Genomic DNA, 20,037 nt, shown 5'->3' with positions numbered 1-20,037 from the left:
CGCGCCGCCGTACGCTGGTGCCGTGGCTGTTCTCGCGCTCGACACCTCCGCCTCCGTCACCGTCGCCGTCGTCTCCGACGACGGCGCTCGTCTCGCCCGCCGCGACGCGCCCGAGCGGCGCCGGCACGCCGAGGCGCTCGCCCCGCTCGTCGAGGAGGCGCTCGCCGAGGCCGGCGTCGACCGCCGTGACCTCACGGCCGTCGCGGTCGGGACCGGCCCCGCGCCGTTCACCGGCCTGCGCGTCGGTCTCGTCACGGCACGGGCGATCGGCTTCGCGCTCGGGATCCCCGTGCTCGGCGTCCCGAGCCTCGACGCGATCGCGGCCCAGGCCGTGAGCGACCTGGGTCTCGAGCCCGACGCCGAGCTGCTCGTCGCGTCCGACGCCCGCCGCCGCGAGGTGTACTGGGCGCGCTACCGCGTCGTCGCGCACGAGGGCCCGCACGCGGTTCCCGTCCTCGAGACCGTCGCAGGTCCCGACGTCGGCCCGGCGGCGTCCCTCGGCGACCTGGCCGCGGGAGCGGTCGTCGTGGGGGAGGGCGCCGAGCTGTACCCGGACGTCCTCGACGCCGCCGACGACGCCCCCCTCGTCCCGGACGCCGCCGTCCTCGCGCGGCTCGCGATCGCGCGGCAGGCCGCGGGGGTCGAGCAGCCGACCGAGCCGTTGTACCTGCGCCGCCCCGACGTCCACGAGGCCGCCGCGCGCAAGCGCGTGAGCGACACGTCGCCGGCCCAAGCCTCCGACCCCGAGCCGGAGCGCGCGCGATGAGCGAGCGCCGCTACGAGATCCGCCTGCGCCCGCTCAAGGCCGCGGATCTCGACCGCGTCGTCGAGCTCGAGCGCGAGCTGTTCGGGCGCAGCGCGTGGACGTACGGGATGCTCGCCGACGAGCTCGCGGGCTTCGGACGCTGGTACGTCGCCGCCGAGCCCGTGCGGCTCTACGCCGCCGGGCCGCAACCGCTCGTGGGCTACGCGGGTCTGTGGTTCGACGGCGACGTCACGCAGATCATGACCATCGGCGTCGACCCGGCGTTCCAGCACCAGGGCGTCGGGTCCACGCTGCTCGACGCGCTCGTCGCGCGCTCGCGCGAGCTCGGCGCGAGCGCGGTGCTGCTCGAGGTGCGCGTCGACAACGACCCCGCGCTCTCCCTCTACGCGAAGCACGGGTTCGAGCAGCTCGGCATCCGCAAGCGCTACTACCAGCCCGAGGACGTCGACGCCTACACGATGCGGCTCGAGCTCGGCCCCGTTGAGGACGCCGTGCCCGCGGACGACGACGGCACGACGCAGGACACGCCCGGCTACGGCACGGCGCCGGAGCCCGGAGTCGTCGCGTGACCGACGACGCTCGCCGTGACCAGGTGCTCGTCGGCGTGCGCGGGCTCGCGGACGCGCTCGCCGGCGAGCGACCGCCCGTCGTGCTCGACGTGCGGTGGGCGCTCGGCGTCACCGACGGTCGCGAGCAGCACCTCGCCGGGCACGTCACCGGCGCGGTGTACGTGGACCTCGAGACCGAGCTCGCGGCGCCGCCCTCGCCCGCGACGGGTCGCCACCCCTTGCCGGACGTGACCGACCTCGAGGCCGCCGCCCGCCGCTGGGGCGTGCGGGGCGACCGGGGCGTCGTCGTCTACGACGCCGTCGGGGGAACGTCCGCGGCACGCGCCTGGTGGCTGCTGCGCTGGGCGGGCCACGACGACGTCCGGATCCTCGACGGCGGGCTGAGTTCCTGGCAGGCCGCGGGGTACGCGGTCGAGGAGGGCGAGGTGCGGCCCGAGCCGGGCGACGTCGTCGTCACGCCGGGCGGGATGCCGGTCGTGGACGCCGACGGCGCGGCGCACCTCGCGGCGTCGGGCACGCTCCTCGACGCGCGGGCGGCCGAGCGCTACCGCGGCGAGGTCGAACCGGTCGACCCGCGGGCGGGACACGTCCCCGGCGCGCTGAGCGCCCCGACGACCGGCAACCTCGCCCCGGACGGGACGTTCCTCGACGCCGCCGCTCTGCGCGCGCGGTTCGCCGGGCTGGGCGTCGCGACGGCACGAGGCACCGACGGTGCCGCGCCTGCCGTGCCCGGCGGCACGGAGCCGGACGCGCGACCGGGGGTCGGCGTGTACTGCGGCTCGGGCGTGACGGCGGCGCACGAGGTCGCGGCGCTCGCGACCCTCGGCGTCGACGCGGCGCTCTACCCGGGCTCGTGGTCGCAGTGGTCGAACGACCCGGGGCGGCCCGCGGCGACGGGCGCCTCCTCCCGGTGACGCGCGAGGCGGCGCCCGATTGGGCGCCGCCTCGGCGGGACGTGCGGGTCGGTCGGGCGGTCTGTCGACGGGCCGGACCCGACGGGACGAGCGTGCTCAGACGGTCGTGATGGCCTGCTCGGGCGTGAGCCGCGGCGCGCGCGGGTAGGTCGTGCCCTCGCCCTCGGCGATGCCGACGTTGATGACGAGCATGGACTTCCAGCCGTTGTCGGCGAAGAACTCGGCGTCGATCCCGGCCCGGTCCATCCCGTTCATCGGGCCGGCGGCGAGGCCCGCGGCGCGGAGGCCGACGACGAGGTAGCCCGCCTGGATGTAGGCGTTGTCGCGGGCCATGCCGTCGCGCATGTCGGGGGCGCCGTGCAGGGTGTCGCGCATGCCGGGGATGTGCGGGAACAGCGTGTCGAGGTGCTCGTGGAACTCCGGGTCGTACGCGACGACGAGCGACAGCGGCGCGGTCGCGACGCGCTCCTTGTTGCCGTCGTTCATGTGCGCGACGAGGCGCTCGCGGGCCTCGGGCGTGCGCACGGCGAGGAGGCGCAGCGGGACGGTGTTCATGGCCGTCGGGCCCCACTTGACGAGGTCGTAGACCGCGGCGAGCTGCTCGTCGGTCACCTCGGCGTCGGTGAACTGCGCGGTGGTGCGCGCCTCGCGGAAGAGGCGGTCGGCCGTGGTGTCGTCGATCTGGAGGCTCGCGGGCGCGAGGGTGTCGGTGCTCATGCCAGGGGAACGGTTGAAACCGCAATCGTCTTCCGGGCAGACGGTGTGACGTGCATGACAGCGCACGCGCCGTCCGCGCACCCGACTACCCTGGACGCCATGGTTCCCTCTGTGCCAGTGAGCTGTCAGTGAGTCCCGGCGAGCCCCTGGTGCTCGGCATCGAGACGTCCTGCGACGAGACCGGCGTCGCGCTGGTCCGCGGTCGCGAGCTCCTCGTCGACACCGTCGCGAGCTCGATGGACGAGCACGCCCGGTACGGCGGCATCATCCCCGAGGTCGCGTCGCGCGCCCACCTCGAGGCGATGATCCCCACGATCGAGCGCTCCCTCGGCACGGCCGACGTCGACCTGTCCGAGGTGGACGCGATCGCGGTGACCGCCGGTCCCGGGCTCGTCGGCCCGCTGACGATCGGCGCCTCCGCCGCGAAGGCCCTCGCGCTGGCCCTCGGCAAGCCGCTCTACGGCGTCAACCACGTCATCGGCCACGCCGCCGTGGACGAGCTCGTCCACGGCGCGTTCCCCGAGCGCGTCATGGCGCTCGTCGTCTCGGGCGGGCACAGCTCGCTGCTCCTGGTCGACGACGTCGCGACGTCGGTCACCGAGCTCGGCTCGACCCTCGACGACGCCGCGGGCGAGGCGTTCGACAAGGTCGGCCGCCTGCTCGGCCTGCCCTACCCGGGCGGACCGCACATCGACCGCCTCGCGCGCGAGGGCGACCCGAACGCGATCCGCTTCCCCCGTGGGCTGACGGCGCGCAAAGACCAGGAGAAGCACGCGTACGACTTCTCGTTCTCCGGCCTCAAGACGGCTGTCGCGCGCTGGGTCGAGGCACGCCAGGACGCGGGGGAGGAGATCCCCGTGCACGACGTCGCGGCCTCCTTCGCGGAGTCCGTCGCCGACGTGCTCACCGCCAAGACCATCGCCGCGTGCCGGCGGCACGGCGTGTCGACGCTCGTCGTCGGCGGCGGGTTCAGCGCGAACTCGCAGCTGCGCGACATGGCAGCCAAGCGCTGCGCCGAGGCGGGCATCGAGCTGCGCATCCCGCCCATCCGCTACTGCACGGACAACGGCGCGATGATCGCGGCCCTCGGGTCCGCCGTCGTGCGGGCGGGGGTGGCGCCGTCGAGACTCGACATCGGCGTCGACTCGTCCATGCCGCTCACCGTGACCCACGTGTGAGCACCACGGCAGAGCCCGGGCTCACCCCGGACGAGGCGCTGCGCCGCTCCCGCGCCTGGGCGCAGGCCGCGGCGTCGTCCACCGGGCCGTACCGGGCCGAGGCCGAGCGCGCTGCGGCGTACTGGGCCGCGCAGCACCGCGACCTCGTCGCCCGGCAGACGGTGCCGGCGCAGCCGGTCCAGCAGTTCGGGGCGCCCGCCCAGCCGTACGGTTCGCCGGCCCAGCCATACGCTTCGCCGACCCCGCCGTACGGGTCACCGGCCCCTCTGTACGGTTCTCCGTCGCAGCCCGCTCCGGCCTACGGGTCGCCGGGTTCCGCGCCGGCGTACGGGGCACCCACGGTGTCGTGGGGCGCGTCGCGCCGCCGACGCCGGGGGTGGGGCCGAGCGGTGATGTTCCTGGTCGTGCTCGCGGTGTCGGTCGCCGTCCCCTTCCTGAACGAGGTGCGCGACCGGCTCCCGGACGACGTGCCCGGGTTGCCGACCGAGGAGGCGGGCGCTGTCCCGCCGCCCACGGTGTGGGAGGACCCGAGCCCTGACCCGGGAACCTCGACGAGCGGGATGGAGGAGCGCTGGCGTGCCGGTGAGTACGCCGAGCCGCTCCCGGACCCGGTGCCCGGGGCGACGCAGACGACGCCGTTCCTGCCGGAGCACCCCGACCCCACCGACTGGGTGCTCGCCCTCAACCCCGCGAACGAGGGCGTGCGCGTCGTGTTCACGGACGACGCGACGCTCAACTGCGGCATGACGCACGTCGAGGAGCACGGCTCGTACGAGGACGGGTACGCGGGCTGCTTCCACCCCTCCTACCCGCAGGTCCTGTTCGTGTGGTGGGCGGACGGCGCCGACGACGCCGCGAAGCAGGTCCTGCTCGCCCACGAGCTCTCGCACATGCTCCAGTGGTGGCACGAGTTCGACCTCATGCAGTCGGCCGTCGACTCGGGCCTGGCGGAGGACGAGGAGTGGACGCACGCGCTCGAGACGGACGCGACGTGCCGCGTCCTGTCGTGGGGCGGGTACTCGGCCGAGGCGGCGGACCGCACGTCGTCGCCGTGCGACACCGACGACTGGTCCGAGACCTGGCTCGCCGACCGCGCGGCCGAGCTCGGCGTCGTCGTCCGCGACTACTGAGGCGACGCGGACTGCGACGGTCGTGAGCGCCGCCGACGCGGCTACCGGGCGGCGCGGAGCACGTACCGGACGCTCGTGTCGTCCGGACCGGCGGGGTGTCCGTCGTCGTCCAGCACGTCGACCGTCATCAGGCCCGCGGCCGCGACCATCTCGTCGAATCCCGCGCGCGGGTACCAGTGGATCGTCCACACGCGGTCGTCGACCGTGCTCGCGCCGTCGACCACGCGCTCGTAGCGCAGCGTCGTCCGGCGGGTGCGCGCCGCCTCGTCCCACTCCTCCGCGACGACCCCGACGCGCAGCGTCGCGCCGTCCTCGCGGGTCGTCTCGCGGAACGTGCCGATGTCGCCGGGGGGTGTCGGTTCCGGGGCGAACAGCGGGACGAGCGCCGTGCCGTCCGCGGTGAGGTGCGCACGGATCGCGCGCAGGGCGGCGAGCGCGGTGGTGTCGTCGGGCAGGAGGGTGAACGTCGGCCCGGCGAGGAAGATCGACCGGAAGCGGCGGCCCAGGTCGAGCGACTCCATGCGCTGGTGGTGGAGCACGACGTCGACCCCTCGCAGCGCGGCCAGCTCGCGGCAGCGCGCGAGCATGTCCGCCGACGAGTCGACGCCCTCGACGTCGAGGCCGAGCGCGCGAAGGTCGAGCAGCGGCTCGCCGTCGCCGCACCCCAGCTCGAGCGACGGCTCCCCGGCCTCGCGCACGAAGCGTACGTAGCGGTCCGACGCCTCGTTCCGCCCCTTGAGCGGGGCGTACAGCTCGGCGACGAGACCGGTGTAGAAGTCGGCAGGTTCCATGCGCCCAGGATCCCGCACGGCCGCAAGGGAATTGCCCGCCGGTGGTGCGGCTACAGCGGGCGGCCCGCGCGCATCTCCGCGACGAGCGAGCGCACGACGGCGTCGAGCTCGCCCCCGTTGCGCCGCGCCACGGCCCGCTGGCGCTGGTAGGACGCGCCGCGCCGCAGGATCGTCCGGACGCCGTCGAGCTCGTCGAGGCACCCGAGCCGGGCCGCGACCGGCTCGAGCTCGACGAGCAGGCGTGCGACGGCGTCGGTCACGAGCTCCTCGTTGCCCTCGCGGTCGAGGATGACGATGGCGTCCATGCCGTAGCGCGCCGAGCGCCACTTGTTCTCCTGCGCGTACCACGGCGGGATCGTGGGAAGCTCGCGTCCCTCGTCGAGCAGCGTGGAGAAGTGCTCCACGAGGCAGTGCGTGAGCGCCGCGAGCGCGAGCAGCTCGGAGACGTTCGTGACGCCGTCGCAGATGCGCGTCTCGAGCGTCCCGAACCGCGGGGCGGGCCGCAGGTCCCAGCGGATCTCGTCGAACGCGTCGATGACGCCCGTGTGCAGCATGTCGGCGACGTACCCCTCGAGCTCGTCCCACGTCGCGAACTGGAACGGCAGCCCCGCGGTGGGCAGCTGCTGGAACATCAGCGCGCGGTTCGACGCGTACCCCGTGTCCTTGCCGCCCCAGAACGGCGAGCTCGCCGAGAGCGACTGGAGGTGCGCGAACGTCGTGAGCATCGCGCGCTGGATCGGCAGCACCTTGTCGCGGTCCTCGATGCCGACGTGCACGTGCACGCCGTAGATGAGCATCTGCCGGCCCCACCACTGGGTGCGGTCGATGAGGGTGTTGTAGCGCTGCTTGTCGGTGACCTTCTGCTGCGCCCATCGGGCGAACGGGTGCGTGCCCGCGCTCATGAGCTCGACGCGCAGCGGGTCGGTCACGGCGCGGATCTCCTCGATCGAGCGCTCGAGGTCGCGCCCCGCCTCCCCGACCGTGCGGCACACCCCGCTGACGACCTCCACGGTGTTGAGCAGCAGCTCCTGCTTGATCGACGGGTGCGAGTCGGCGCCCGGGGGCCGCACCGCGTCGAGGACGGTCTGCGCGACCTGGCGGAGGTCGCCCGAGTCGCTGTCGACGAGGGCGAGCTCCCACTCGAGTCCCACGGTCGAGCGCTCCGACCGGGCGAACGGGATGGCCGTGCGGCGCGGCCCGGTGCTCACCGGGGCCCCTCCGCGCGGCCGCTCGTGCCGGCATGTTCCAGCGGCTCGACGACGAGCACCTGCTGGGACCCGCCCACGCGCGTGAGGACGATCGTCGCCGTCGCGTCCCCGGCGAGCGAGAGCTGGCGACGCAGCTGTTCGGGCGTCACCGCGGTGCCGCGCTTCTTGATCGTCAGGCGTCCGACGCCGCGCTCGCGCAGGTAGGCCTTCAGCCGCTTGAGGCCGAACGGCATCGTGTCGAGCACCCGGTAGCCCCGGGCCAGGCCCTCGGCCAGCCCCGACTCGTCGAGGCGGGCGGGGGAGTCGGTCGTGACGTAGGCGATGGTGCGGTCGAGCAGGCGCCCGCCGAGGTCGCGCGCGGCGTGCGCGACCAGGCCCGCGCGGATCACCGCGCCGTCGGGCTCGTAGAGGTACTGCCCGACGCCGCCCACGTCGGGCACGACGTCGTCGTCACCCGGGCGGTGGGCCAGGCGGCGCGTCGCGGTGCGCGTGTCTCCCGTGCCGTCCGGCGCCGCGCGCGTGGTGAGGACGAGCGCGGAGCGCCCCGGGCCCTCGGGGGCGAGCGGGCCGAACCACAGGCCCGCCTCGACGACGTCGCCGTCGACCGACACCCACTCCGTCTCGGCGTCGGCGGGAAGACCGTCGTGCGAGATCCCGGGCCCCACCTTGATGCCGACCGCGGGCACGCGCTCGCGCAGCGCCCAGACTGCGTCGAGGGGCGGCGCGTAGGCCTTCGGGTCGAAGACGCGCGAGCCCGAGCGGGTGCGGCGCGCCGGGTCGGCGTAGACGCCGTCGATCCGCTCGCCCTCGAGGTCGAGGGCCAGGCCGTCGCCGTGGCGCACCTCGGCCTCGGGGAAGTGGCGCAGGTTCACGGTCGCGACCGCCGCGGTGAGCTCGTCCACGTCGGTCGCGAGCACCTCGAGCTCGGACGCCGCGAACGCGAGCGCGTCGACGCCGATCCCGCTCGTGAGGTCCGCGACCCGGTGCACGCCCGCGTCCCGGTACCGCTGGGCGTGCAGGCCGGCGACGACGAGCCGCGTCGCCTGCTCGAGGCCGGCCTGGGTGAAGAGCATGCCGTCGGCGAACGCGCCGAGCTTGCTGCGCGCCGCCGCACGCAGTCGCGACTGGGTCAGCGCGGCGGCCGCGAGCTCGGGGTCGACACCCTTGGCGCGCAGCCCCGCGGACAGCACGAGCGCCTGCTGCTCGTCGTAGGGCGGGAGCGCGCTGAGCAGCGCCCAGCCCTCGGGGCTGAGCAGCTTCGACAGCGTGGCGGCGTCCATGGCGTCGATCCTTCCACGGGAGACCGGCTACCCGCGCCGGAGGGCACGGGAAGTCCGAGGTGCGGGACGCGGCGCGCGGTACGTCCCGCGGGCGCCCGTGTGGGCGGCGGCTCGTACGATCTGCAGCATGGTGCAGGGGCCTCTCGAGTCGACGACGTGCAGGGACGTGATCCTGCCTGCCCTCCGGACGGCCGGGTGGGGCGAGGGCCAGATCGTCGAGCAGTACCCGCTCCAGAACCGGGACTCGGAGCACGCGATGCGCCAGGCGAAGGGCCGTCCGCGGGTCGCTGACTACGTGCTCGAGGTGGACGGGGTCCCTGTCGCGGTGGTCGAGGCGAAGCGTGCGTACCGGTCGGCTGCGGACGGGGTGGGCCAGGCGATCGACTACGCGGTCCGGCTGGACGTGCCGTTCGCGTTCGCGTCGAACGGCGCCGACGTGCTGCTCCACGACCGGAACGCCGGGACCGAGACACGGGTCGCAGGGTTCCCGAGCCCGGGCGAGCTCTGGGACGCGTACGCCGCAGGGCGCGCGCTGGGCGCCCGCGGCGTTGTCGCGTCGCGCGTCCCGTACAACCGGGTGCTGCGCTCGCACGGGGGACGCGACGTGAAGGTGCCGCGGTACTACCAGCGCGCGGCCGTCCAGCGGGTGATCGGGGCGATCGACGCCGGCAGCAGCCGTGTGCTGCTGCTCATGGCGACCGGGACGGGCAAGACGTTCACGGCGCTCCAGCTCGTGCACAAGCTGCGTGAGGCGAGCCGCCGTCTGGACGGTGGACGCACGTACCGCGTGCTGTATCTCGCGGACCGTGACCTGCTCGTGTCGAAGCCCATGACGGACTTCGTCGCGGCGTTCGGTCGCGAGCCGGTGGCGCGCCTGTCCAAGCACTCGACCTCCCAGAGCAGGGACCTGTACTTCGCGACGTATCAGGGACTCGACGGCGAGTCCGCGGAGCTCGGCGAGGGAGAGACGCCGCCCAGCGTCTTCGAGTCGCTGCCGCGCGACTTCTTCTCCCTGGTCGTCGTGGACGAGTGCCATCGTGGCAGCGCGGCGGCAACGTCCCGCTGGCGGGGGATCCTCGACCACTTCGACGCAGCGGTCCAGGTAGGCCTCACCGCGACACCCAAGCGGGACACGAACGTCGACACGTACGAGTACTTCGGCGACCCGGTCTACGAGTACTCGCTCGCTCAGGGCATCGAGGACGGGTACCTCGCGCCGTACCGCGTGCGCCGCGTGATCCTCGACGTGGACGCGTTCGGGTGGGAGGCCGAGCCTGGGCGGCGCGACGTCGACGGCCGTGAGATCCCCGAGGGCGTCTACACGACACCGGACTTCGAACGGCGCCTGTCCCTCCCGGACCGGACGGCCGCGATGGCCGAGCACCTCGTCGGTCTGCTCCGCGAGCACCCGGGGGAACGTACGGTCGTCTTCTGCGTGAGCGCGCAGCACGCGTACGAGATGAAGGCCGCCCTGCTCGCCGCGGACCCGGACAAGACCCGGCGCGACCCCGAGTGGGCGGTGCGGATCGTCGGGTCGGAGCCGGACCGGGCGCGCTTTCTCCAGGCGTTCACGGATCCGGAGACGGTTTCTCCGCAGGCCGCGACCACCGCGCGCCTGCTCAGCACGGGGGTCGACATCGAGGACCTGCGCTTCGTCGTGCTGTGCCGGCCGGTGGGCTCGATGGTCGAGTTCAAGCAGATCGTCGGGCGCGGCACGCGCCTGTACCCGCCGAAGGGCAAGCAGTACTTCGAGGTGGTCGACTACGTCGGCGCCTCGGCGAAGTTCCGTGACCCCGAGTTCGACGGGCCGCTGCCGGCCCCGCGCACGGAGGTGGTGCACGACGGCGAGACCCTCGTCGTGGACGAGGGCGAGGACCCGCTGGGCGTCGTCGAGGAGGACGGGGTGCTCCGCGTGGAGGAGCCCGACCCGGAGTTCCAGCACGAGGCGGGCGGTGATCTCCACGGCGACGGCGAAGGTCCCGCGGCGGTACCCGTGCGGATCCTCACCGTCGAGGGGGAGCCCGTGCGGTTGCTCGGTGAACGACTGCAGCTGATCGATCCCGGCACCGGGCGCCTCACCACGCTCGAGTACCGGGCCTTCGTCCGCGATCGGGTCCGCTCCCTCTTCCCGTCGGCCGACGACCTGCGGATGGCCTGGGGGCAGCCGGAGGCGAGGCGCGCGCTCCACCAGGAGCTGGATCGCCGCGGCATCGACGTCGACCTGCTCGCGGAGCACGTCCGACTGGCCGACGTCGACGCGTTCGACGTGCTGTCGTCGGTCGCCTGGGACCTCGAGCCGCGAACGCGCCGGGAGCGGGCGGCGCGTGTGCGCGTCGCCCACGGTGAGGAGATCGAGCGGCTCGGCTCCGTCGCCCGCGAGGTGATCGACGTTCTGCTCAACCGCTACGCGCAGGAGGGGATCGGCGAGGTGACGCTCGCCGCTCTTCAGGTGCGCCCGCTGAGCGAGCGCGGGACCGTGCTCGAGCTCGTGGAAGCTTTCGGCGGGGGAGCGTCGATCCGCTCATGGGTCGACGACTTGCAGAAGTGGCTGTACGAGGACGACAAGGTTGCTTGATCTACGTGTCGTGTTGAGACGCAAAACTCAAGGAAAGTTTGAGTATCTACGCCTGATAGGCTCATCCCGTGACGCAGCGCCGTGATGCCCAGCAGGCGCTGCACGCGCTCGCGTACCGCCAGGCCGGGTACTTCACCGCGGCGCAGGCGGTGTCGCTCGGGTTCAGCCACCAGGGGCAGAAGTACCACGTGGACGCGGGGAACTGGCTGCGCGTGGAGCGCGGGATCTTCCGGCTGCGGGACTGGCCGAGCGAGATCGAGGACGTCTACGTGCTGTGGTCGCTGTGGAGCCGCGGCCGGGGAATCCTCTCGCACGCGACGGCGCTCGCGGTCCACGACCTGGGCTCGCTGGACCCGGCGGAGGTGACGATGACCGTGCCGCAGGGCTTTCGTGCGCGTCATCCCGCGGTGCGCACGGTGTCGGGAACCGTGCCGGACGCCGACGTCGAGGATCGCGGTGCCTTCCGGGTGACGACACCGCTCCGCACGCTGCTCGACGTCGCGTCGACCGCCGGGCAGGAGGCCGTCGACGAGGCGGTCGCCGAGGCGCTCGACCGCGGACTCGTCACGGCCCGCGCCCTGCGAGGGCGTGCCGACGAGGGGGGCGACCGGGCCGCGCTGCGGATCGAGCGCGCGCTCGCGGCGGCCGGGCGATGACGCCTCGGGAGCCGGCGGCGCTGCGAGCGAGCCTGGACGCCCGGCTCCAGCTCCTGGCCCGTGAGCGTGCCCAGGACGTCAACCGGCTGCGGCGCCACCTCGCGTTCCAGCGGCTGCTGCGACGTCTCGACGACGGGTGGGTGCTCAAGGGCGGCTACCTGCTGGAGGCGCGCCTCGGCTCCCGCGCACGGGCGACCAAGGACCTTGATCTCGTCACGTCCCCCGCGGGCGGCCGGGACGATCTTGCAGAGCTGCTCGCGGAGTCGCTGGAGCGCGACATCGACGGCGACGGCTTCGTCTTCCGCGTGGCCGGAGCGCGTGCGCACCTGGGCGACGCCGAGCAGCTCGGTGGCGCCGGCGCACGCCTGTCGGTGACCGCGCTCCTGGCGGGTCGCGACTTCGTCAACCTCCGGGTGGACGTGGTTGCGCGGCCCGACGAGGTCGCCGGAGGGACCGAGCAGATCACGCTGCCCGAGCTCGTCGCCGAACCGGGCTGGCGACCGATCACGGTGACGGCCGTCGACACGGCGCAGCACGCCGCGGAGAAGCTCCACGCCCTGAGCGCCGTCGACGCGCACCCTCGCCCGTCGACGCGGGTCAAGGACCTCCTCGACGTCGTGCTCCTCGTGGAGTCCGGGGCCCTCGACGATGCCCGGCTCGGCGATCGGCTCCGGGTCGTCTTCCAGGTGCGGGACGGAGCGGACCCACCGGTCCTGCTGCCGGACCCGCCCGCGGCCTGGGTCACCGACTACGCAGATCTCGCCGCTCCGTACGACGTCTCGGCGAGGACCTTGACCGATGCCCTCGCTCTCGCGCGTGACCTGTATTCCGTTGCTCTCCGTGACCATGCCTCCCGACAGGAGTCCCCGTGAACGCCGCCCGTCCCACGTCGTCCCGCGCCGAGCTGACGACGGTGATCAAACGTGCGCGGAACATCATGCGCAAGGATCCGGGGCTGAACGGCGATGCCGACCGCATCCCGCAGCTCTCCTGGATGCTGTTCCTCAAGTCGCTCGACGACCACGAGCTGCGGCGCGAGCTGATCGAGGACGACTACGTCCCGCTGCTCGACGCTCCGAACCGGTGGCGCGACTGGGCGGGATCGGCCGCGGGCACGCCCAGGACCGGCGAGGCGCTCATCACGTTCGTCAACGGCAACCTCATCCCGCACCTGGCCGGAGTCGCGGGCACCGGGGCGCGCGGCGGCGAGCGCGACGTCATCGGGCAGGTCTTCGCCGACGTGCACAACCGGATGCTCTCCGGCTACCTCCTCGCGGAGCTGGCCGAGGAGATCGACCGCGTCAACTTCAACTCCTCCGACGATCTGCACACCATGGCGCTCGTCTACGAGTCGATGCTCAAGGAGATGCGGGACTCGGCCGGCGACGCGGGGGAGTTCTACACGCCCCGGCCGGTGGTGCGCTTCATGGTGGACATGGTCGACCCGCAGGTGGGCGAGACCGTGATGGATCCCGCGACGGGGACCGGCGGGTTCCTCGTCGAGGCGCACGAGCACGTCGCGCGGAAGACGACGACGGTCGCGGACCGCGAGCGCACGCGTGGTTCGCTGCGCGGGTTCGAGAAGAAGCCGCAGCCGTTCCTGCTGTGCCAGATGAACCTGCTGCTGCACGGTGCGCTCGACCCGGACGTGGTGCGGGGGAACTCCCTGCTGTCGCCGCTGCGCGAGCAGCGGGACGACGGCGTCGACGTCGTCCTCACCAACCCGCCCTTCGGCGGCGAGGAGGAGGCCGAGGTCGCGAAGGGCTTCCCGGCGGGGATGCAGACGGCGGAGACGTCGTGGCTGTTCCTCCAGGCCGTCATGGCGCGCATCGCGCGCAAGCGCGGCCGGGCGGCCGTGGTGGTGCCGAACAGCACGCTGTTCGACAAGGGCGTGGGTGGGCGGATCAAGAAGAAGCTGCTGGAGGAGTTCGACCTGCACACCGTGGTCCGGCTGCCCAACGGCGTGTTCGAGCCGTACACCGCCATCCCGTCCAACCTCCTGTTCTTCGAGGCAGGGCGCCCGACGACGGACGTCTGGTTCTACGAGCTGCCCCTGCCCGAGGGGCGCAAGAAGTACACCAAGACGAAGCCGCTGCGCTACGAGGAGTTCGCCGACCTGGCCGCGTGGTGGGGTGAGCCGGGTGCCGGCCCCGAGCGACGGAAGGCGCGCGTCGAGGACGCGCACGCGTGGAACGTCCCGGTCGCGGACATCGTGGAGCGCGGATACGACCTTGACCTCCGCAACCCCCACGTGGGCGACACGCTGGAGAACCGTCCGGTCGCCGAGATCCTCGACGAGCTCGTCGAGGTCGAGGAGCAGATCCTCGACCTCCTGCGCGGCCTGCGCGCGGACGTTCGTGCGGAGCGTGCTGAATGAGCGTTCGAAACGTCTCGATCGGCCGGGTTCTTAGCCGTCGAGCAGATGCGCAACCAGTTGATCCGGACGCGGAATACACCATGATCGGACTGCTGAATCGTGGTCGGGGGTCGTTCGTCCGCGAGGTCATTCGTGGCTCGCAGACGAAGTACCCCCGTCTGAGCCCGCTGCGGGCCGGCGACCTCGTATTCAGCAAGTTGTTCGCTTGGGAGGGCTCGGTGACGATCGCCGAGCGAGACGGGTGGGTGTCGAGCGAATTCCCTACGTACGAGGTCGACGAGAGCCAGATCGACTCTAGATACCTGAGTCACACGGTTCGATGGGACGGCTTTGTCGATCAACTGGCCAGGTCGACGAACGGACTGGGGCAACGCCGTCAACGAGTCGCACCGGAGCGCTTCGAGGCGGCGACGGTTCCGCTCCCGGACCTCCCCACCCAGCGCGCCATCGCCGCCCGCCTCGACCACGTTGACCGAGTCTCTCGGCAGATCGCGGCACGCGGGGACAGTTCGGTATCGGTGAGCGCCCAGGTCCTCGCTGCAGCGCTCGATGGTGCGCCACTGACCAGGATCGGCAGCTTTGTCAGTCGGCGCACCGAGTCGGTCGAGGTCGTCGACGAGGCGCGCTACGCGATGCTGGGGATGCGCAACCGTGGGCGTGGTGCTTTCGACGCCGGAACGCTCGGAGGGACAGAGACGAAGTACCCACGGCTCTCTCGCGTCCGTGCGGGTGACCTGATCTACCTCAAGCTCGGCGCCTGGGAGGGTGCGTTCGGTGTTGTCCCCGAGGAGCTCGATGGTCGCCACACCTCGCCAGAGTTCATCACGTACGAGATCGATTCAGACAGGGCCGATCGGGACTTTCTCGAGGCCCTCGTCACGTGGGAGTCCTTTGCGGAGAGGGTCGGCGGCGTCTCCAAGGGGACGAATCTCCGGCGGCGACGACTCAACCCGGAAACCTTCGAGGGACTGACGACGCCGCTCCCGTCGGTCGAAGTTCAGCGTGAGGTTGGTCGACGGCTTGCCGTGCTCCGACGCGTTGCCCGGTTGGAAACTCGTCGAAGGGCGCTTGCCGACGGACTGCTCCCCGCTGCTCGCAATGAGGAATTCGCCCGACTGCTCGCGACGTGACCCGAGGGTGCCAGGTCACCTCGGTTCCGTGGCCGACGCCCACGCGCTGCCCGCGACCACAATGTGGTCGAGGAAGCGCAGCCCGATTCCGGTGGCGGCGTCTCGCAGTGCCCGCGTGACCTCGCGGTCGGCGATGCTCGGGGTGGGGTCGCCGCCGGGGTGGTTGTGGGCGAGCGCGAACGCGACGCCGTCGCGTCGCAGGACCTCCGCCAGCACCTCGCGGACGGGGAACGACGCATGGTGCGCTCCGCCGTCGGACACCACGACCGTGGCGAGCGCGCGGTTCCCCGCCCCGCACACCACGAGGACGACGCGTTCACGCCGCGCCCCGGCGAGGTGGGTCGCCGCGAGGCGGGCGACGTCGGAGGACCGCGCGACGACCGCGCGGTCGTCGACGGACGCCTCCGCCCGCGCAGCGAGGGCGAGGGCGGCGACGACGCGGGCGGCCTTGGCGGGACCGACCCCGGGTTCGGTGGACAGCGCGGTGACGTCGACCTGGCGCAGGCCGCCGACGCCGCCGTGCGACACCAGGAGCCGAGTTGCGAGGTCGACGACGTTCGCCCCGCGCCGTCCGGAGCCGAGCAGGATCCCCAGCAGCTCGGCGTCGGTGAGTCCGGTGGCGCCGTACCGGGCCAGGCGCTCGCGGGGCCGCTGGTCCTCCGGGAGGTCGGCGATCGTGGGTGGCGAGGTCACTCCGCCACCCTGGCAGGCGCCGGGCCGACGAGGCGGGTATCCACAACCCGGGTACGCGCAGCGCGGACAGGTTGGCACTCGCCTTGACCGAGTGCTAACGGCGACCTAGATTTGAGGCGTGCCGCTCCCGTTCGCGAGGGCGGCACCACGAGCGATCATGCCGTCCGGCACCCGCGACGACGGCCGGCAGGGAGCGCTCGACCCATCCGTTGCAGTTCTCATAGCGAAAGGGGAGGTCCGACGTGTCGGTCCCCATCAAGCCGCTCGAGGACCGGATCGTCGTGAAGGCCCTCGAGGCCGAGACCACGACCGCATCCGGCCTGGTCATCCCGGACACCGCCAAGGAGAAGCCCCAGGAGGGCGAGGTCCTGGCGGTCGGTCCGGGCCGTGTCGACGACAACGGCAACCGCGTCCCGCTCGACGTGAGCGTCGGCGACAAGGTCATCTACAGCAAGTACGGCGGCACCGAGGTCAAGTACGGCGGCGAGGACTACCTCGTCCTGTCCGCGCGCGACATCCTCGCCGTGGTGGTCGGCTGACGCCGACCGCTCTGCACGGCAGGGCCCCGCGACCTTCGGGTCGCGGGGCCCTGCTGCGTCCGCGGACGGTCGCCCCACCGCCCACGGTCGTGCGCACGTGCGCCCGGTGCGTCGTCGGACCGGGGCCGTGCTGGGGGTCTCGGGTTCCGTAAGGCGGTCGTCAGCCCGTGCGTCGCGCGCCGCCGGCGAGGATCGCGGCGCGCTCGTCCTCGCTCAGCCCACCCCACACGCCGTACGGCTCGCGCACGCGCAGCGACTGCTCGCGGCACTGCATCATCACGGGGCACGAGTGGCAGATCGCCTTCGCCGATTCTGCGCGACGCCGGCGGGTCGACCCTCGCTCGCCCTCGGGGTGGAAGAACAGCGTGTCGTCCTCGTCGCGACACGAACCCTGGTACTGCCACTCCCAGAGTTCCATGACCGGTCCGGGGAGCCTCGAGATCTCTGCCATGGCGAACAACCTACAAGCGTTGCAGAAGTTGTTCAAGCCCCTGTGTCGAAACCGTGAACGGGCAGGTCGTCGCGATCGCCCGACGGACCGCTTCAGCAAACGGTGCATGCCCGGGTGGAGCGATGGCGCGATCGAGACTCGACTGGCGCGTTTGAGTGCGACGTGAACATATTCAGCCCACTGCTGGCGCGAAGGGTGCACGACTGTGACCTCGGCGAGGTGGCGGGACGCGAGCGCGCTCGGCAGAATCGATGCATGACCCCCGTCCGGTCCGCCCCTGACCCTGAGGGATCCCGACCGAGCATGTCCACCAGCCCTGGCCTCGCCGTCGCCGCCGTCGCGCGCCGGCTCGGCGTCGCGCCCGCGACGCTGCGCACCTGGGACCGCCGCTACGGGCTCGGTCCGTCGCAGCACCGCGCGGGGTCGCACCGGCGGTACACGGACGACGACGTCGCGCGCCTGGTCGTCATGCGGCGCCTGACCCTCGAGGGCGTGGCACCCGCCGACGCCGCCCGGGCCGCGCTCGCTGCCGGGGCCGAGGAGCTCGACGCGCACCGCGGCGGCGTCTCCCCCGACGAGCTGGATGCCGAAGCGAGGGCCACGGGCGTCGACGACGAAGCACCGGCGGAGAGGGTCCCCGCGACGGTCCCCGACACACCGTCGCGCCCCTTCCTCCGTGCCGTGCCGGGTGGCGAGCCGCTCCGGTCGGGTGCGCCGCGCGCCGTCGGGGCGCGGGACGTGCCGCGCCCCACCCGCGTGTCCGACGTCGTCGACGCCGCGATCGCCTACGACCAGCGCACGTGCGACCGCCTGCTGCGGATCCCCGCGGGGGCAGACCCGGCCGCGTGGTGGTCGGACCTCGTGGAGCCCGCGCTCGGGCGGCTCGCCGAGCGGACCGTGCTGGCCGGCCCGGGCGAGGTCCCCGAGGTCGTGCTCGCGAACGCGACGCTCGGCGCCCTGCGTGAGTACACGCAGGTGAGCGAGGACGCCCTCGTCGCCGCCGGCGGGCCGCCGCGGAACCACCCGAGCCGCATGCGCCGCATCGTGCTCGTCTTCGCGGCTCCCGACGAGCCCCTGCCGCTCGCCGCGCACGCCCTCGCCGCGTCGCTCGCGTCGCACGGCGCGATGGCGCGCATCGTCACCGGCCCCGCCAACGTCCACCGCACGCTCGAGCTCGTGACGATGGTCCGTCCGTCCGCCGTCGCGATGGTCACCACGCAGGCGCGGCCCGACCTCGGGATCGTCCACGCGACGCACGAGGCGAACCCGAGCCTGCCCGTGTTCGTCGGCCTGCCCAGCGACGAGGCCGCCGGCGACCTGCCGCTCGCCGCGACCGTCCACCGCGTGCGCAGCTTCCCGGGTCTCCTGCACGAGCTGCTCGCCGTCGTCCGCTGAGGTGCGAGCGGCCCCGGCGGCGCCTGCCGGGCGGGAATGCGCGGAGGGCTCCCGGCGTAGAATCCAGGTGTGACCGTCTCGCCCGTCCCCGGTTCCGTGCCCGCCCCCGTCTCCGTCGCTGCTCCGGTGCCTGACCGTGACCCGTTCGGGTTCCTCGGCCTCACCTACGACGACGTCCTGCTGCAGCCCGGCTACTCGGACCTGGCGCCGTCGGACATCGACACGACGACGCGCCTCACGCGCGAGATCTCGATCCGCGTCCCGCTCGTCTCGGCGGCCATGGACACGGTGACCGAGTCGCGCATGGCGATCGCCATGGCCCGTCAGGGCGGCATCGGCGTGCTGCACCGCAACCTGTCCATCGAGGACCAGGCGCTGCAGGTCGACCTCGTCAAGCGCACCCAGACGGGGATCATCGACAACCCCGTGACGATCGGCCCCGACGCGACGCTCGAGGAGCTCGACAAGACGGCCGGCGAGTACCGCATCTCCGGGTTCCCCGTCCTCGACGCCGAGCGCCGCCTCATCGGCATGGTCACCAACCGCGACCTGCGCTTCACGCCCGTCGCGGAGTGGGCGACGACCAAGGTCGACGAGGTCATGACCCCGCAGCCGCTCATCACCGGGCCCGCGGGGATCTCGCGCGAGGAGGCGACGGCCCTCCTGCGCAAGCACAAGCTCGAGCGCCTCCCGCTCGTCGACGCGGACGGCCGGCTCAGCGGGCTCATCACCGTCAAGGACTTCGTGAAGTCCGAGCAGTTCCCGCAGGCCTCGAAGGACGGGCAGGGCCGGCTCCTCGTCGGCGCCGCGATCGGCTACTTCGGCGACGCGTGGCAGCGCGCGACGACGCTCATCGACGCCGGCGTCGACGTGCTCGTCGCGGACACCGCGCACGGCAACGTGCGCATGCTCATCGAGATGGTCGCGCGCCTGAAGTCCGACCCGGCGACGCGCGACGTCCAGGTCATCGGCGGGAACGTCGCCACGCGCGAGGGCGCCCAGGCGTTCGTCGACGCGGGCGCGGACGCCGTCAAGGTCGGCGTCGGCCCGGGCTCGATCTGCACGACCCGCATCGTCACCGGCGTCGGCGTCCCGCAGGTCACCGCGGTCTACGAGGCGTCGCTCGCGGCGCGCCCGGCCGGTGTGCCGGTCATCGCCGACGGCGGCATGAGGCACTCGGGCGAGATCGGCAAGGCCATCGTCGCCGGCGCCGAGTCCGTCATGCTCGGCTCGATGCTCGCCGGCACCGAGGAGTCGCCCGGCGATACGATCCTCGTCAAGGGCAAGCAGTACAAGGCCTACCGCGGCATGGGCTCGATGGGTGCCATGTCCTCGCGCGGCAAGAAGTCCTACTCCAAGGACCGCTACTTCCAGGCCGAGGTCACGAGCGACGACATGATCGTCCCCGAGGGCATCGAGGGCCAGGTGCCCTACAAGGGCTCGCTCGGCACCGTGGCGCACCAGCTCGTCGGCGGTCTGCACCAGACGATGTTCTACGTCGGCGCGCGGACCGTCCCCGAGCTGCAGGAGAAGGGCCGCTTCATCCGCATCACGTCCGCGTCGCTCAAGGAGAGCCACCCGCACGACGTGCAGATGACCGTCGAGGCCCCGAACTACACGGGCTTCTGAGGGGGACCTGCCGGACACGCGACGGACACCGCGACGGCC

At 72.9% G+C, this 20,037-nt stretch carries 19 protein-coding genes; 13 read left to right on the top strand and 6 right to left on the bottom strand.

The window, feature by feature from the left end; all coding sequences use genetic code 11:
* The first annotated feature begins 22 nt into the window (after nucleotides 1–22).
* The 3 genes from tsaB to AC4H2H_RS05365 are packed head-to-tail and all read left to right on the top strand — an operon-like array spanning nucleotide 23 to nucleotide 2,249.
* The gene (tsaB, locus tag AC4H2H_RS05375; protein ID WP_494369786.1) at nucleotides 23–766 is read left to right on the top strand and encodes a tRNA (adenosine(37)-N6)-threonylcarbamoyltransferase complex dimerization subunit type 1 TsaB; all 744 of its coding nucleotides are present in this window, start codon (nucleotides 23–25) and stop codon (nucleotides 764–766) included.
* Nucleotides 763–1,335 carry a ribosomal protein S18-alanine N-acetyltransferase gene (rimI, locus tag AC4H2H_RS05370; RefSeq protein ID WP_494369785.1) on the top strand — a complete coding sequence of 191 codons (573 nt, stop codon included), beginning with the start codon at nucleotides 763–765 and terminating at the stop codon, nucleotides 1,333–1,335. The genes tsaB and rimI overlap by 4 nt, the downstream gene beginning before the upstream one ends.
* Complete coding sequence (locus AC4H2H_RS05365) at nucleotides 1,332–2,249, top strand: sulfurtransferase (RefSeq protein ID WP_494369784.1); 918 nt, start codon at nucleotides 1,332–1,334, stop codon at nucleotides 2,247–2,249. The genes rimI and AC4H2H_RS05365 overlap by 4 nt, the downstream gene beginning before the upstream one ends.
* Nucleotides 2,250–2,345: 96 nt before the next feature.
* On the opposite strand, the gene AC4H2H_RS05360 is transcribed toward AC4H2H_RS05365, so the two are convergent.
* Entirely contained in the window at nucleotides 2,346–2,966 is a 621-nt protein-coding gene (locus AC4H2H_RS05360; RefSeq protein ID WP_494369783.1) for a malonic semialdehyde reductase, read from the bottom strand.
* A gap of 128 nt (nucleotides 2,967–3,094) precedes the next feature.
* On the opposite strand from AC4H2H_RS05360, the gene tsaD reads away from it, so the two are divergent.
* Together tsaD and AC4H2H_RS05350 are read left to right on the top strand one after the other, a co-directional pair.
* Nucleotides 3,095–4,144 (top strand): tRNA (adenosine(37)-N6)-threonylcarbamoyltransferase complex transferase subunit TsaD, encoded by a 1,050-nt coding sequence (gene tsaD / locus AC4H2H_RS05355; RefSeq protein WP_494369782.1) that lies wholly within the window; start codon nucleotides 3,095–3,097, stop codon nucleotides 4,142–4,144.
* On the top strand, nucleotides 4,141–5,274 hold the full coding sequence (locus tag AC4H2H_RS05350) for a hypothetical protein (RefSeq protein ID WP_494369781.1): 1,134 nt from the start codon (nucleotides 4,141–4,143) through the stop codon (nucleotides 5,272–5,274). Before tsaD ends, AC4H2H_RS05350 begins: the two co-directional genes overlap by 4 nt.
* 41 nt (nucleotides 5,275–5,315) lie before the next feature.
* Here AC4H2H_RS05350 and AC4H2H_RS05345 read toward each other — a convergent pair whose 3' ends face one another.
* From AC4H2H_RS05345 to AC4H2H_RS05335, 3 genes are read right to left on the bottom strand one after another with little or no spacing between them, the layout of a single operon-like run.
* Nucleotides 5,316–6,065: a class I SAM-dependent methyltransferase gene (locus AC4H2H_RS05345; protein WP_494369780.1), complete on the bottom strand. Its 750-nt coding sequence runs from the start codon at nucleotides 6,063–6,065 to the stop codon at nucleotides 5,316–5,318.
* 50 nt (nucleotides 6,066–6,115) lie between these two features.
* Complete coding sequence (locus tag AC4H2H_RS05340) at nucleotides 6,116–7,273, bottom strand: glutamate--cysteine ligase (protein ID WP_494369779.1); 1,158 nt, start codon at nucleotides 7,271–7,273, stop codon at nucleotides 6,116–6,118.
* On the bottom strand, nucleotides 7,270–8,553 hold the full coding sequence (locus tag AC4H2H_RS05335; RefSeq protein ID WP_494369778.1) for a THUMP-like domain-containing protein: 1,284 nt from the start codon (nucleotides 8,551–8,553) through the stop codon (nucleotides 7,270–7,272). The genes AC4H2H_RS05340 and AC4H2H_RS05335 overlap by 4 nt, the downstream gene beginning before the upstream one ends.
* A 127-nt stretch (nucleotides 8,554–8,680) precedes the next feature.
* On the opposite strand from AC4H2H_RS05335, the gene hsdR reads away from it, so the two are divergent.
* From hsdR to AC4H2H_RS05310, 5 genes are all read left to right on the top strand, one after another.
* Nucleotides 8,681–11,128 (top strand): EcoAI/FtnUII family type I restriction enzme subunit R, encoded by a 2,448-nt coding sequence (gene hsdR, locus AC4H2H_RS05330; RefSeq protein WP_494369777.1) that lies wholly within the window; start codon nucleotides 8,681–8,683, stop codon nucleotides 11,126–11,128.
* 68 nt (nucleotides 11,129–11,196) lie between these two features.
* On the top strand, nucleotides 11,197–11,784 hold the full coding sequence (locus AC4H2H_RS05325) for a type IV toxin-antitoxin system AbiEi family antitoxin domain-containing protein (protein ID WP_494369776.1): 588 nt from the start codon (nucleotides 11,197–11,199) through the stop codon (nucleotides 11,782–11,784).
* Nucleotides 11,781–12,656, top strand: coding sequence for a nucleotidyl transferase AbiEii/AbiGii toxin family protein (locus tag AC4H2H_RS05320; protein WP_494369775.1), 876 nt, complete (start codon nucleotides 11,781–11,783; stop codon nucleotides 12,654–12,656). The genes AC4H2H_RS05325 and AC4H2H_RS05320 overlap by 4 nt, the downstream gene beginning before the upstream one ends.
* Complete coding sequence (locus AC4H2H_RS05315) at nucleotides 12,653–14,161, top strand: class I SAM-dependent DNA methyltransferase (protein WP_494369774.1); 1,509 nt, start codon at nucleotides 12,653–12,655, stop codon at nucleotides 14,159–14,161. Before AC4H2H_RS05320 ends, AC4H2H_RS05315 begins: the two co-directional genes overlap by 4 nt.
* A gap of 80 nt (nucleotides 14,162–14,241) precedes the next feature.
* Complete coding sequence (locus AC4H2H_RS05310) at nucleotides 14,242–15,291, top strand: restriction endonuclease subunit S domain-containing protein (protein WP_494369773.1); 1,050 nt, start codon at nucleotides 14,242–14,244, stop codon at nucleotides 15,289–15,291.
* A 15-nt stretch (nucleotides 15,292–15,306) separates the two neighbouring features.
* On the opposite strand, the gene AC4H2H_RS05305 is transcribed toward AC4H2H_RS05310, so the two are convergent.
* Nucleotides 15,307–15,984, bottom strand: coding sequence for a JAB domain-containing protein (locus AC4H2H_RS05305; RefSeq protein ID WP_494369772.1), 678 nt, complete (start codon nucleotides 15,982–15,984; stop codon nucleotides 15,307–15,309).
* A gap of 242 nt (nucleotides 15,985–16,226) precedes the next feature.
* Between AC4H2H_RS05305 and groES the strand changes: the two genes are divergently transcribed.
* Nucleotides 16,227–16,523 (top strand): co-chaperone GroES, encoded by a 297-nt coding sequence (groES, locus tag AC4H2H_RS05300; RefSeq protein WP_108048801.1) that lies wholly within the window; start codon nucleotides 16,227–16,229, stop codon nucleotides 16,521–16,523.
* Between the two features lie 160 nt (nucleotides 16,524–16,683).
* Here the strand turns inward: groES and AC4H2H_RS05295 are convergent, their stop codons facing one another.
* Nucleotides 16,684–16,974, bottom strand: coding sequence for a WhiB family transcriptional regulator (locus tag AC4H2H_RS05295; RefSeq protein WP_494369771.1), 291 nt, complete (start codon nucleotides 16,972–16,974; stop codon nucleotides 16,684–16,686).
* A 303-nt stretch (nucleotides 16,975–17,277) separates the two neighbouring features.
* Between AC4H2H_RS05295 and AC4H2H_RS05290 the strand changes: the two genes are divergently transcribed.
* Nucleotides 17,278–18,369 carry a MerR family transcriptional regulator gene (locus AC4H2H_RS05290; RefSeq protein WP_494369770.1) on the top strand — a complete coding sequence of 364 codons (1,092 nt, stop codon included), beginning with the start codon at nucleotides 17,278–17,280 and terminating at the stop codon, nucleotides 18,367–18,369.
* Between the two features lie 126 nt (nucleotides 18,370–18,495).
* The gene (gene guaB / locus AC4H2H_RS05285; protein WP_494369928.1) at nucleotides 18,496–19,998 is read left to right on the top strand and encodes an IMP dehydrogenase; all 1,503 of its coding nucleotides are present in this window, start codon (nucleotides 18,496–18,498) and stop codon (nucleotides 19,996–19,998) included.
* Nucleotides 19,999–20,037 lie beyond the last annotated feature (39 nt).

The sequence above is a fragment of the Cellulosimicrobium sp. BMG9.22 genome (genome assembly GCF_059159975.1).
The sequence above is the reverse complement of the archived record's forward strand: the minus strand, read 5'-3'. Positions and strand labels throughout refer to the sequence as shown.

Excerpts from the sequence above, each read along its gene's own strand:
- AC4H2H_RS05290 (WP_494369770.1), top strand. The coding sequence starts at position 17,278 with ATGTCCACCAGCCCTGGCCTCGCCGTCGCCGCCGTCGCGCGCCGGCTC.
- AC4H2H_RS05335 (WP_494369778.1), bottom strand. The coding sequence starts at position 8,553 with ATGGACGCCGCCACGCTGTCGAAGCTGCTCAGCCCCGAGGGCTGGGCG.
- AC4H2H_RS05310 (WP_494369773.1), top strand. The coding sequence starts at position 14,242 with ATGATCGGACTGCTGAATCGTGGTCGGGGGTCGTTCGTCCGCGAGGTC.
- rimI (WP_494369785.1), top strand. The coding sequence starts at position 763 with ATGAGCGAGCGCCGCTACGAGATCCGCCTGCGCCCGCTCAAGGCCGCG.
- AC4H2H_RS05295 (WP_494369771.1), bottom strand. The coding sequence starts at position 16,974 with ATGGCAGAGATCTCGAGGCTCCCCGGACCGGTCATGGAACTCTGGGAG.
- AC4H2H_RS05345 (WP_494369780.1), bottom strand. The coding sequence starts at position 6,065 with ATGGAACCTGCCGACTTCTACACCGGTCTCGTCGCCGAGCTGTACGCC.
- hsdR (WP_494369777.1), top strand. The coding sequence starts at position 8,681 with ATGGTGCAGGGGCCTCTCGAGTCGACGACGTGCAGGGACGTGATCCTG.
- AC4H2H_RS05320 (WP_494369775.1), top strand. The coding sequence starts at position 11,781 with ATGACGCCTCGGGAGCCGGCGGCGCTGCGAGCGAGCCTGGACGCCCGG.
- AC4H2H_RS05360 (WP_494369783.1), bottom strand. The coding sequence starts at position 2,966 with ATGAGCACCGACACCCTCGCGCCCGCGAGCCTCCAGATCGACGACACC.